General features: G+C 47.3%; 11 protein-coding genes. 4 read left to right on the top strand and 7 right to left on the bottom strand.

Features of this window, described 5'->3' with window-relative positions:
• Positions 1-67: 67 nt before the first annotated feature.
• The 3 genes from ACJJIR_RS09850 (at position 68) to ACJJIR_RS09840 (ending at position 2,532) form a co-directional block, all read left to right on the top strand.
• Positions 68-349 carry a hypothetical protein gene (locus tag ACJJIR_RS09850; protein ID WP_444908210.1) on the top strand — a complete coding sequence of 94 codons (282 nt, stop codon included), beginning with the start codon at positions 68-70 and terminating at the stop codon, positions 347-349.
• Between the two features lie 54 nt (positions 350-403).
• Complete coding sequence (locus ACJJIR_RS09845; RefSeq protein WP_444908209.1) at positions 404-1,288, top strand: homocysteine S-methyltransferase family protein; 885 nt, start codon at positions 404-406, stop codon at positions 1,286-1,288.
• A 674-nt stretch (positions 1,289-1,962) separates the two neighbouring features.
• Entirely contained in the window at positions 1,963-2,532 is a 570-nt protein-coding gene (locus ACJJIR_RS09840; protein WP_444908208.1) for a DJ-1 family glyoxalase III, read from the top strand.
• A 201-nt stretch (positions 2,533-2,733) separates the two neighbouring features.
• On the opposite strand, the gene ACJJIR_RS09835 is transcribed toward ACJJIR_RS09840, so the two are convergent.
• Positions 2,734-3,075, bottom strand: a complete 342-nt coding sequence (locus tag ACJJIR_RS09835; RefSeq protein ID WP_444908207.1) for a hypothetical protein — start codon at positions 3,073-3,075, stop codon at positions 2,734-2,736.
• Positions 3,076-3,493: 418 nt separating this feature from the next.
• Between ACJJIR_RS09835 and ACJJIR_RS09830 the strand changes: the two genes are divergently transcribed.
• Positions 3,494-4,081: a hypothetical protein gene (locus tag ACJJIR_RS09830; RefSeq protein WP_444908206.1), complete on the top strand. Its 588-nt coding sequence runs from the start codon at positions 3,494-3,496 to the stop codon at positions 4,079-4,081.
• Between the two features lie 405 nt (positions 4,082-4,486).
• Here ACJJIR_RS09830 and ACJJIR_RS09825 read toward each other — a convergent pair whose 3' ends face one another.
• From ACJJIR_RS09825 to ACJJIR_RS09800, 6 genes are all read right to left on the bottom strand, one after another.
• Entirely contained in the window at positions 4,487-4,807 is a 321-nt protein-coding gene (locus tag ACJJIR_RS09825; RefSeq protein WP_444908205.1) for a hypothetical protein, read from the bottom strand.
• A 717-nt stretch (positions 4,808-5,524) separates the two neighbouring features.
• On the bottom strand, positions 5,525-6,016 hold the full coding sequence (locus ACJJIR_RS09820) for a WapI family immunity protein (RefSeq protein WP_444908204.1): 492 nt from the start codon (positions 6,014-6,016) through the stop codon (positions 5,525-5,527).
• 9 nt (positions 6,017-6,025) lie between these two features.
• Complete coding sequence (locus tag ACJJIR_RS09815; RefSeq protein ID WP_444908203.1) at positions 6,026-10,438, bottom strand: RHS repeat-associated core domain-containing protein; 4,413 nt, start codon at positions 10,436-10,438, stop codon at positions 6,026-6,028.
• Positions 10,439-10,504: 66 nt separating this feature from the next.
• The gene (locus tag ACJJIR_RS09810) at positions 10,505-11,014 is read right to left on the bottom strand and encodes a tetratricopeptide repeat protein (RefSeq protein ID WP_444908202.1); all 510 of its coding nucleotides are present in this window, start codon (positions 11,012-11,014) and stop codon (positions 10,505-10,507) included.
• A 37-nt stretch (positions 11,015-11,051) separates the two neighbouring features.
• Entirely contained in the window at positions 11,052-12,188 is a 1,137-nt protein-coding gene (locus tag ACJJIR_RS09805; protein WP_444908201.1) for a FlgD immunoglobulin-like domain containing protein, read from the bottom strand.
• Entirely contained in the window at positions 12,185-13,075 is an 891-nt protein-coding gene (locus ACJJIR_RS09800) for a hypothetical protein (protein ID WP_444905898.1), read from the bottom strand. The genes ACJJIR_RS09805 and ACJJIR_RS09800 overlap by 4 nt, the downstream gene beginning before the upstream one ends.
• Between the last annotated feature and the right edge of the window lie 74 nt (positions 13,076-13,149).

Raw genomic sequence — 13,149 nt, 5'->3', positions numbered from 1 at the left:
GCTGGTGAAATTACGAGTGCTTAAACGAACTTGCCCAGAATGTAAGAGAAGGACTCTGGAGATTCCATTGTTCTCGACAACTTTTATCTGCCGGAATTGTGTATCTATCTTTAAGGTTCGTGGCTGGTTCAAATTTGTGCAGATTGTTGGAGCCGGCTTCCTATATTTTTTGATACTTCAAGCGGCTCTGACGCTTCTAGAAGATGCAAGATTTAATCGAATTGGCTTTGTAGTGGTGACATTTTTGGTGGCACCTTTGGTCATTTCAGTTGTATCAAAAACTATGAAAATGTATGTCGCACCATTGCAGCTAGCTGGAGTAAAAGACAAGGTGCGAGGTAACTCGTAAAAATTCAACTCACTTCGCGCCTTTGACGCCCGACAGCTAACACCGGAGAGCACCATGCAAGGAATTCTTTCAGAAAAGTTGATTCTTACTGAAGCAGCCATACTCGAAAGAGTCAGGCGCAATAAAGATATAAGCCTTTGCCGCCATGTCGATCATGCTAAATTAATCTATAGCAAAACTGGTGCTGAAAGCCTTAAACGAATCTACAGTGAATACATCAACCTTGCAATTGATGCAAAACTCCCTCTTTTGCTTGCAACTCCCACATGGAGGGCCAGCTCAGAGAGAGTTTCTCTAGCCAAGGCGCCTACGTCTATCAATGAAGACGCAGTTAATTTTCTTTCTAATATCTTGCCAAAAGAAGGAAATGTATATGTAGGGGGCCTAGTCGGCTGTAAAAATGACTGCTACAAACCAGAACAAGGCCTAACTTACAAAGAATCTCTTTCTTATCATCGTTGGCAAATTGATAAGCTCGGAGCCTCTAATGCTGACTACCTCATGGGAGTAACCCTACCAGCTATACCAGAAGCACTTGGCATTGCATCTCTAATGTCAAAGCACTCTAAGCCATATTTTATTAGCTTTGTCATTGGCTCAGATGGTCGCCTTTTAGATGGCCATACCATTCAAGAAGCAATTTCACATATTGATCACCAGGTTTCGCCTAAACCTTCTGGGTACTTTATTAATTGTTCTCATCCTTCTTTTCTAAACGCTTCAAGTCAATTACCTGACAGACTAATCGGCATACAAGCCAATGCTTCATCACTAACGCACAATGAACTAGAAAACAGCAAAACAACGCACTCCGACAGCATATCGGAATGGGGCAACCATATGCTCCACTTAAATCAGAATCACGGATTCAATATATTGGGCGGCTGCTGCGGTACTGATTCAAGACACCTGGAATACATCATAAATAATCACAACTAACAAATTTAGCCCGCTTCTTTCCGCTTACGACTACCCTGGGCAACCACTCTCTTGGAGTGGCTATCATTGCAAACGGCATTAGCAGGACTGCTGGAATTATGAATAGGGGAAAGGGAGCAACACTGAGGCTCACAATTGCCTGATCGCCTCAATTCTAGTGGCCACCGATGTGACAGTTCGCAGTCTGGATATCGCCAAAGGTCCGGAAGTACATACCAACCGGACCGGCCGTGCTATTAAGTGCGGTTACGCTGCTGAGCAAGCGGCTTCGTGTGAATCTGCCCCACTATTCGCTCCAGATACAACGCCACCGACCAGCAAATTATGCATCCCCTTTCCAGACACCGATTGCCACCCTACAAATCGATGGTGATAAGAAGCAAAAGGTCCACCCTGAGGATATCGTGGGTGCCCTAAAGGTGGCGATCGTCCGTTAAACGGTAAAGATGTTGGCAAGTTCAACGTGCTGCACATGACCGCCTATGTTGTGATTAAGCAAAATGCGGCAGTACAAGTACTTAAGAGCATTGAGAACACAAAGTTGAAAGAGCATCTGGTGCGACATATCAGGGGGGCTCTTAGCTCACCTACCAAAGTTGTAGGTCAGCTCAAAGAGGTAGGATTAGCCCAGAAAGCCTATAAATAGGTTAACCCCATCGTTTGGAGCTGCAACCGTGCCCAAAATACTGATTCCCGTCGCTGATGGTAACGAGGATATAGAAACCATTGCCATCTACGACATTTTGAGCCGAACGGATGCAGAGCTGGCACTGGCATCGATTATGCCGAGTAGACGTATAACTACCCTACGCAATCTTGTTATTGAAGCCCCCTACTCCATAGAGGATTGCTTGGACTCCACGTGGGATCTAATAGCCCTACCAGGCGGCAAGGAAGGTGCCGAGCGAATGTATAGCTCAGCCCCCCTAATAAAGCTCATCCAAAAGCAACTTGAATCGGGTCGCTGGCTAGGAGCAATTTGTACCGCTCCAGTGATCGTTCTTGGGCGGCAGGGGCTGATAACCAATTTTACAGCCACTTGTTACAAGACGTTTCGCGGCGAACTTAGTCAATATGTGAAGGAAACCAGTGATCAAAGAGTAGTGATCAACCGGAATTTAGTCACCAGCCAATCGCCCGGTACCGCTATAGAGTTCGCTTTTGAACTTGTCACTTGTTTATTTGGGAAAGAAAAATCGCAGTCAATTGCGGAGACCGTGAATGTTTATCTACCACCTGAGTAATTTAACATTCTTCCCGTTTGACTCAGTCGGTTAGAACTTTAAATACATGAACACTGCTCCAAGACTCTATTCAGAGTAACCCTTGATCGGCGGGGAACAGTAAAAAATCAAACATCCTTATCTTCGGAAGCCTAGATTTACCTGCCTTTCAGGGAAGAGTCAGCTAGACTACTTAATTGGGCTAGCTATCAATATAGTCTCTCATTTGGTGAACTCAGCCTTCAAAACATATCCTTTACCATCAAGAATTACCTGGCAATAATTTTTCCTTGGCACTCCCAAGTCATCTGGGACTTCAGGAACCCAATAATAAAGTCTTCTCCCGGCTTCTGACTCAAATGAAAGCTGCCTAACACTCAAATCAGTAGAGTTATCTATGTTATTTTCATGGTATGTTGAATCCAAGGATAGGCACAGCTTCTGTAACTTTGCCGTATAACCCTCATTATAAGAAAATGTTTTTAATGGTGGATTTTCATCTTCATAAATATGTTCAACAATAAATATAACCCCATAAAAAAAGCAAATACACATATCGCCCAAACCCTACTCATTAAACCAACCCTAGCATTCAAAAATCGATACCTCTCTAGCAAGAACATCAACAGTTCTGGCCCCCCCACCAACAAAGAAGATTAATACGTCAGCCCCATTGACACAATACAGAAGCTATGGGAAAGATACTGTATATAACACAGATCAACCCTCTTAGAGCATGGTTCCCCCTCGTAGCACACAGATCTCTCTCGATGCGACATCTTACTATCGCTGTGTATGCAGAGCATTCCTCTGAAGTAGGGATACTGAATCTGGAAAAGACTATGAGCACCGGCGTCAATGGATTGAGGCCAAAATGTAAATGCTGGCTGAAGTCTTTGCTCTCAATATCGCAGCCTAAAGTTGGTCAGATGTGTAGTGAAAAAAAGCTTAAAGAGCTGATCGAACTATGGAGGATTGATTAATGGATATCAGCTGGTTTATGCGCTGCTTAAATGAATTTATCACCCGTCAAGCAAATACAGAAGACCGCTGCACTGGTCACTTTTGGGAGGTCCGCTTCAAGCCTCAAGTACTATTGGATGAAAGCGGCTTGGCTGCCTGCATGGCCTATGTCGATCTCAATCCTATCCGTGCCAAGATGGCAATCACTCCAGAAGACTCTAATCACACCTCCGTTCAGCACCGCATTCGTGCTGCGGTCTTAGGTAAACAGCCCAAGGAACTACTGCCGTTTGTAGGCGGCGAGCGCCTTAATATGCCGAAAGGACTGCCCTTTCAACTGGATCACTATTTGGCATTAGTGGACTGGAGTGGTCGGCATTTAGACCCGAGGAAGCGGGGCGCTATTTCTCAAAATACACCCCCGATCCTGGATCGGCTGGGTATCTCAGTAAAACACTGGCTCTACCTCAACCGGAACTTTGAAAGCCGATTTAAAAGCTTGGTGGGATCAGCAGAGGCTGTACGAAAAGCCTGTGTTCAGCTCGATAAACGCTGGATACATGGGCTGCGAGACTGCCAACAATTTCTTAGCCCCGCGCCCAGCTGAACAGATAATTTCAAACCCTAGTTATCCCCAGAGTACTGGTATCCCTACCTGCCCCCGCATCTTTTTACCTACGATCTAAAAACGTTATCAGCGCCAATTCGCCACCCACTTTGTTGTAGACACTCTATCTACCTGTCCTATGGCACAGAAGTTCTCACCTAGCTTTTACCCTTCAATCCATGCCAATCCATGGCTGTCCTTTTGTCCTTCTTTTATCCTTCTTTTGTCCTTTCTTTGGTTCCTCGGACTCTCTATCCACTTCTGAATAACACTCCGTGATAATTTTTTGCACCAAATAGATATCTATTTTGGAATAGATACCTTAATTACTAGAAAATAGCGTAACAGTTTCTACCAAGATTTCGAATCTTCAATCTTTGGGTGTCCAGGGTAATTTCTATTTAATTAGAAATCTTCCGGTGAGGACCACTCAAAACACTGATTATCAGAGTAAGCAAAACTTGGTATTGACCGCACAAGGCTATCAATTGATTCTTGGACCGCTGTCAAGATTGTTGGCCCCATGCCACACACCCAATCAACATTATCATTTGAATCTTTGAAGGCCACATTAGGAAAAGCGTAATAGTGGTTGTTAGCATCCATTAAAACTTTTATTTTGTACTTTCCATATGGAATCCTATGGTGGTCTTGAATTTCAAACAGGGCAACTTGCTTCCTAATGCAAGTCCCCCCTCTCAAATCTATATCTTTAAAATCAGTCATAACTCGTCTTCTCTGAACTACTTCAGACCAAAAGAAACTATCCTACCATCTGGTGCAAGATCAATATATTTCCCATTTTTTGAAAACCTAACCACTCCAGGAGTGAATCCGTTTACGTTACTTTTTGATGCCCCTCTCAGGTAAAATATTCCTCCGATCCTCGAACGGTTAGGTATACCCGCACAACACTGGCTCTACCTAAACCGTAACTTTGAAAGTCGCTATAAACACCTGATAGGCTCGGAAGAATTAGTCAGGCAGGTCTGTATAAAACAAGCACTGGGTGCACGGGCTGCGGGACTGTCAACGCTACCTTAGCCCCAGCCCCATTTAAATAGCATAAAAACTTCTTACAAAGTGCACTAAACAAGCAGCGTGCCTACCTCGGACCCCTGATCCATTTCTGAATAACACCCCGTGATAATTTCTAGTGTCAAATAGATATCTATTTTGGAATAGATACCTTAAATACTAGAAAGTGGCGTAAAAATTTCTGCCAAGATTTCGAATCTTCAATCTTTGGGTGTCTAAGAATTCTGCTGTCCTAGCATAGGTCTCAGAAAAGGTGTGCTACTTAGCTACTGGTGGCACAAAAATCTTTTCTGAGGTTTTATCTCTCCAATCTATGGCTGTCCAAGAGTTTGGTTTCTGGAATTTGGTACTTTGTTGCAGGCACTCCATCTACCTGTCCTGTAACACAGAAGTTTGTCCCTGCTATTACCCTCCAAACCCGTTATTTCCTATCAGTTTTTTGTATTGCATTTCAAGAGTGCTTTTAAACGTACTCAAAACAGATGATGAGCAGTCAAATCTAACGCCAACATCATAACCATACATTCTCCCCTTACTTAAACTACCCTTGGATATCCAAACTGTTAATTCATGCTGATTCTCCTCTAAAGGGTCTTCAACAATTAAGTCAAAATAGCCTTCTAATGTCGAAAACAAATAGGCCTCTGCCTTCCTACCTTCTTTTTTTATCTGTATTATTTTTTCAATGTTTAGCATCAAGTCTTTCACTTCAGCTAATGTAAATGTCGCACCAAAGCTTTCATCGAACTCATAAGCTATTCCTCCCACTTCCAATCGAAAATAAAATGCCACCCAATTTTCAAAATCTGAACGACCAATAACAATATCCGTACTTCGACTATTAAGCAGCTCTAGCCTTAAAGAAACATTTTCCTCAAGATTAACTATGTCAGGCATTACAATCCTCTAATCTAAGGGCAGAGTTGAGTAACCACCGTTATTACCAAGCATTCTTTGAACAGCCTTTAGATTTTTTAGTGATCGCGTATTCCCACCGACGTAAGTAATTGCTTGCCCATCCCGGTTTGTAATAACAACATCGTAATAGTTGCCATTTTTTTTCGCATAAACAGTTCGCCCCCCAGGCTGATAGTATTTCTGTGAATAATTATCTTTAATATCCTTAATTTTTTCAGGAGAAAATCCGCGCTCGTCAGACCGTCCTGCACCATGCTTGGTGTCATTGTCATTGTCATTGTCATTGTCATTGTCATTGTCATTGTCATTGTCAGGATCATTGTCAGGGGAACCAGGAGATGACTGGAGACTATCACTTCCATCAACAGGGCAACTTTCAGGTTCAGTTTCAGTTTTATCATCCTTTAACAGGTCTGGAAATAATGGAACACCACCAGCAGCCCTACAATTTTCCTGTGCTGTACGAGTACGTGTTTTACAAGAGCACGTAAATGTTGTATCGCCCCAGCTGCATGCTATTAAGCCAAGTGAATCTATATAAGATAAAGGGTTTTGAAGCGCGTATCCGTAGGTGTTTAATCCGCCACTTAACCCAATAGGATCAGACTGAATATACCGACCAATACTCGGATCATAATCACGGAAATAGTTATAATGCAGCCCACTCTCCGAGTCATAATACTGCCCTGGAAAGCGCACATTAAAGACCACCGTCGTGCCATCACCATCCACATCTTCATTAACGGCGGTTTCACCAAAAGCGGTGCGCACACTGCGCCAGGCCACCTGACCAGTCGCATCCACCAATACACGTGGCGTATCCAGATGATCGCTAAACACCTCGTAAGTGCCATTACCGTCAACCACCTGCAACGGAGCATAAGCGCCTGGCAGATAGTCATAACGTTTGCTTAAGCTGGCTGTGCCACTGGCTTCGGTATATTCCGCAACTACTTGAGTACCGTCCCACAAAAACCAGGTGGTGACGCCGTCAACAGTTTTGTATAAGCGCCGACCACTTGTACCATAGCCGTAACCGGCAGAAGTACTGCCATCCGTGTAGCTGGCGAGACGATTTTCTCGGTCATAGGTAAAGGTTGTATTTTCCGTTCCGGTAATGGAGATTAAATTACCATCATCGTCATAGCTGCGAATCAATGCCTCATTATTTTGGCTGATCAGCTGATTGTTAGCGTTATATTCGTAGGCGGTACTGTCTCTCGGGTCCTCACGATTGCCTACCCCGTCGTAATCGAATTGTTCGTCTGTAAGACCGGTGGCATCCGGGTAATCAGCACCTGTAAGCCGGTCCATTCCGTCATAGGTAAATACCTGGGTGCCGTCATTATCGGTATAGCCCTCGATGTTGTTGATCGCATCATAGGCGTAACTAAGCGCCTCAAGAGTGGTACTGTTGGCATCTACCAGAGTCGCGCTGGCCAGGGTGTTATCATCGTTGTAGGTGTTGGTACGACTGACGCCAGAAGCATAAGTGACGCCTGTCCAGCGATCGGCACTGTCATAATCCAGCGTATGAGTACTGGTAGCCAAAGTAGCGCTATTTAAGCGACCATAGTCGTCGTAGCTAAAGCTGTGACTTACTAAAGTGCCGCCGGATTCAGCAGTATTATCCAGGCTGATACCACTAAGGCTACCCCTGCTGTTGTAGCTGTAAGCCAGGGTGCGGTCACCGCCGGGTATATAGTGATTGATGGTTTGCTTTAGGCGGTTGAGGGCATCGTAGCTCTGAGTGTAAAGCGCCGCGTTCTGTATCGCTGTATCAATGGCCTGGGTGAGCCGGCCGTTATTGTTATAGACAAAGCTTTGAGTACGCTCGGCATTATTGCCGATATAGTCCGTAGCGCTGGCAAAGTGTCCAATAGTTGCCAACCCACCCCAGTCCTCGTAGGTGTATTGCAGTACCTGCCCACGAGCCCCCGTTTTACTGGCCAGACGATTGCGTTCATCATAGCTGTAGGTAATTACCGCTCCCCCCGGGCGCTGCTCGGCAGTTTTGCGGCGTAAACGATCGTAAGTGTAGGTAGTGGTGTTATTTTCTGGATCGGTAACTGTGAGGAGGTTATCAGCTGCATCATAGCTGTAACTGGTCACCAAGCTCGGACTCAGGGCCTGGTTCTCGGTTTGTACCAGGCGGTGCATCTCATCGTAGCTGTATAGGGTTATGCGGTTTTTGACATCAGTAACCTGGGTACGGTTGCCCAAAGCATCGTAGGTGTAGGTGGTAGTATTGTCATCGACATCGCTGAAACTGGTCAGGTTACCGCGTAGATCGTAGCCATAGCTGCTGCCATTACCCAGCGCATCGCTCACACTCAGGCGTCGCCCCAAACTGTCATAGGTATAACTTTGGTAGGTAGCTTCGGCACCGACACTGTCTTGGCGCTCGATACTGGTAATACGGTTTTTGCCGTCGTAATTAAGTAGAATAATCTGTCCGGCTGTAACCTCCTGGCTGACACTATCGGTACTGCGCCCAGACTCCACCTGTACTAAATTATTGTCTTCGTACGTGTAGTGCGTTTCCTCACTCAGGGCATTAGTTACTTGAACCGGGCGATTTTTATCGTCATAAGTGTAGGTAGTGATATTACCCATGGCATCAGTGGCAGTCAGGCGATTACCCGCCTGATCGTAGGTGTAGCGCTGCTCCCCAGTAGTCAGGGCATTGCCATCACGATCTTTCCAATACACACGGGTGGGATAAAGGCTATCACCCTCATATTCCAGCACATTCTGACTACCGTCGGCATAGGTAGTCGCTGTGAGCTGGCTGCGGGCATTGTAGCTATAGCTAGTAGTTTGATAGCTTCCATCAGCCTTTAATTTTTTGATGCTGGCTAGGGTCTGGGGATTGCCGTTGCTATCATAATTAAAGGTATATTCGATGCGGAACACCGTGGTGATATCAGCAGAGGAAACTACCTCTTTACTAGATATCCATCCACCTTCATAAGTCCAGCTGGTAGTAATGACCTCACCACTAGCCAGGTTGACCGCCTTGCTCAGGCGACGGTTATCAGTGTTGTAGGTGTAATCGATAGCGCGCGCCAGAGTGCGATCGCCATTGTCATCGGCCAGTTCATAGCGCTCTTCACGGGTAATGTTGTTATTGGCATCGCGGGTTTTTACGGTAAGGTAGCCCGCTTGGTCCTCGTACTCCACCGTACGGCCATCTTCGTTAAATACGTAGCGCTCAGTCGTGGTATAGGGGTTATTACCATCAGCATCGGTAATGGTGGTAGTAACTTTGGTTTCATAACCCTCGGTGACATAGTCAAACTCAAAGGTTAGATTGCCGTAGACCTCTTTGATCACTCGATCTTCAGAATCGTAGGTTTCCTCATAGGGCGTAGCATTTTCACCCACCTGGAAGTAGGTTAGATTGTGGCCGTCGTTGCTATCTTCGTATTTATAGGTAGACACCAACCCTTCCAGGCCAGTGACTTTAATCAGGTTGCCTGAAGTTAAGGTATTGCCTTCACTATCATCCAGCGTGTCGTGACTATAAACAACGGTGCGGCCGGTGTGGTCCACCGCTTGCGTGACACGACCGGTATCACTGTCATAACTAAAGCTAACGTAGTTGCCACTCAGGCTACCATCTGCCAGGCGCTCTTCAATTTTTTGCAACTGGTAGCTGTAGGCCACCGTCATCGGCTTAGAAGGATCGACGGAATAAAGAGAAGTACCGACGATAGGGAAGCGTTCACTGCTGTAAGTAAACTCCAGACGCTGACCGGCTTTGCTTTCCCGCGCCGTCAGGCGGCCCTCGGCATCGTAGTAATCCTTGCGTCCATTATTGTGGGCAAAGGTGTAGGTACCATCACTATCTTCACTCAGGGTTCCACGCAGCCCGGCCACATCGCTTACATAGGCACCACCACTGTAAACAAACTCGGCGCGGTGCCCGGCGCAATAGCGGATAATGACTTTATCATCGGGGTATTCATACAAGCGGTAATCGTGATCGAAGGCCCAGCCATACCCCAGGGCGCTGTCATAATCCGATTGGTTATTGTATTTCCGTATAATTTGAATCGGGTAGCTGCCTTTCACCACCATATCAGTTTCTTTGTGGCGTTCCTGACCGCTGAAAAGTACGACCGTCCCCCCCTCAACGGACTCTTTGGGGCAGCCTCCCCCAACACCACTATCACCGCCACCGCTATCATCACTGTTAGAACCGGTACCACCACCAAAGGTGTGGGCCTGGGTAGGGCTGGCGGCGATGGCCAGGGTTAAAGCCAGCATCGCTGAAGCTAGGGGCGGACGAATGGAGTTCGCGCTTGCGCAGACGCGCCGGGCGCCTTCCAAGGTTTTGCTAAATCCTGCGAGGGCTTTTAGCGGTGTTTTTAGTATTTTGTTGGCAAAACTGCTCATGGGTATTCCCTATCCCCCAACTACTGGCCAGGAGTGTGATTCTTATTCAGTACAAATCAGACGATATTATTGTGCGGCACGCCACAGGCGATAATCTTTCAAAGCGGTTTGTTCCTGCTCATCCTTGCCCTGTGCCTGGTAAGCCTGGGCTAGGCCAAGGTAGGCGTGGCCGTGCTCCGGGTGGTTTTTTATTAGGCGGCTGAAATAGGTTTCCGCTTCTGCCCACTGCTGCTGTTGAATGGCGATTTGGGCCAACAGTTGCAGGGCTTGGCGATGGGTTCTATTTTGTTTCAATACCACTGAAGCGTGCTGCTTGGCTTTTTCGTACTTGCCTAGCTTTTTTTCCAGCTGGGCCAGTTCAATCATGGCCGGGTAATTTTGCGGTTGCTGCCGCAGCAGGCGGTTATACAAGGCTTGCGCCCGCTTGTAATCCTTTTGCTCAACCGCCGCTTGGGCTTCAGCTTGGGAGACCTGCTGGATATGGGCGCTCGGCTTGGCGGCATAAGCCCCAGTACTGGCAAAAAGCGCAATGATTGCCAGGGATAGAATCTGGATTAATTCCGTCGTTCGCTTCATGGTTCACATCCTTCTGAATATCTAATTCTCATTAGAGTTAATCTTTATGAGCGAGAGTTTTTGCTGAGCCTTCAGTTTGGGGCTTTTCAATCACCACTTTTAGGGTGGCCATACCAAAGTTGCCCAGGTAGCCGCGCAAATTGACGGTGAGATAGTGCTCGCCTGGATTATGGTTGTGGCTGTCCCAGCGATAAGTGGTGGGGAAGTAACCCACTTCGTTCTCATAAACGTACTGGCCATCGACAAAATACACCGGCTCAAACCTTTTTGAGGCCAGCTGCGCGATATGTTCCGGTTGTACATTAATGCGTACCGGTACAGTGCCGCTAACTATCGAGGTGCCTTCGCTATTTTTGGGGTAGTCCCCCACCAGGGAAATTTCCAGCGGGAAATCTCCCCGGCTCAATGCGTCCCGTTGCGCGGGGGCGTGAATACGCGGGCGATGAGATTTCTTTTTTTGTCGCGAGCTTTGTCCCCACGGCATATCCTGCACAAAGCGGGCGTCAGAAGATGATTTTTCTCCGCTCACCAGAATGGTATTGCGGGGTAACGCGAAGGCATTGAGAATTAATTCCAGGGCTGGGTGGCCCTTTAAATTCAGGGCGCCGGAGGCATCCTGCCCATCCCAGGCTTCTGTTTGTTGGCCAGATGCGCGCGGCACCCAGTCGATAATATTATTCAGCAGTGGGCCGTTATTTTTTAATCCCACCCGAATTGCGACGCGGGCCATTTGTGGCAGGGTGTAATCCACACTGCCCTGCTCCGCATTCCAACTCAGATCGTTTACCGCGACACTTTCACCACCGGTAATATCGGTCAGGTCGTACTCGGCAGTTTGCTCGCCGGCTTTTACACTGATGGTGTAGTGATAAGCCTCTGCGGGTACTGGGCGCCCCTGCTGGTCGGTGCCGTCCCACTGCCACTGGTGATCGCCGGCCGCCAGCTGTTCGCGGTATTCCGTTTTGATCAGCAGATCTCGGGCATCGTAGATATTAATCGTGACGTTGGCTTGCGTATCAATATGGTAATTCAGCGCGAACTGTTCTCCCTGGGCCGGGGAAAATGAGCGGGATTCAATATTGACCCCGGAAATAGACAGTCCGTAGCCAGCCAAGGGCGTAAGCAGAGCGGCCAATACTGCGGTGAGGCCGATTTTTTTTAACATCTTATTCATAATACTGACTTGCCTTGCGCGGACTGCGGCCGCCATAGGGGTTTACGGGCACCGCTGGTAAATTGGGTCAGCTGGGTTAACTCACCATCATCAAGCGTTAACCTCCACAGGTTGTAGGCGCCATCGCGGGTAGACTGAAACACAACGGCATCCCCTTTCGGGGACCAGCTGGGGGCGGCATCCAGTGCGGCATCGGTGGTGAGCTGTTTGAGTTTTCCGTTGCTCTCCCGCAACCACAGGTCGTAGTTACCAGCACGGTTACTGGAAAATACCAATCGGCCTTTTGTATCGGCGACAACATCAAAGTTGTAGAGACTGTTAAAGGTCAGCTGCCGTTTGCTTCCGGAATTCAAATCCAGCGCCCAAATATCGTGAGCTTCGCCACCATCCCCGGATAAGAAATACACGGTGTTACCATCCGGATGCCAGCGGGGTTCGTGCTGCATATGACGCATATTGGTGAGTTTTTGCTGGTCACTGCCATCTAGTGGCAAGTGCCACAAGTTGTTATCGTCAACGCTGTCGGAGGTGCTGAGAGAAAAAACTACGGATTTTCCATCCGGCGCTAAACTCGCATCAATAAAACCCTTTAGTGGCATTTCAAACGGTACTTCTTTGCCGGTGGCCAGCCCGACCTCATGCAGTTCACCCTGGCTGCCATTCACCAGCAAACGCTTACCATCGGGAAACCAACTAAGGCTGTTTTTATCGAAGGCTGAGTGGGTGAGTTGCCGGTGTTGTTGACCCTGGGTATCCATTACCCATACCTGCCAATACCCCTGTTTGCCCGGGGCCAGGTAGGCTATATCCTCTTCTGCGTGAACGCAGGCACACCATAGCAATGCACAAGTCACAATGACCACGTTGGACTTTAGTAAGGCTTTCACGTTGTTCTCTTGGTTGTTTTTTGATTTAGTGCCGACCTGACAGTTACGGCGCTAGCGGTGAGTTAAAACACCGC

The organism is Microbulbifer maximicatervae (SeqCode) (genome assembly GCF_052467385.1).
This window is presented reverse-complemented; position numbering and strand designations above follow the sequence as displayed.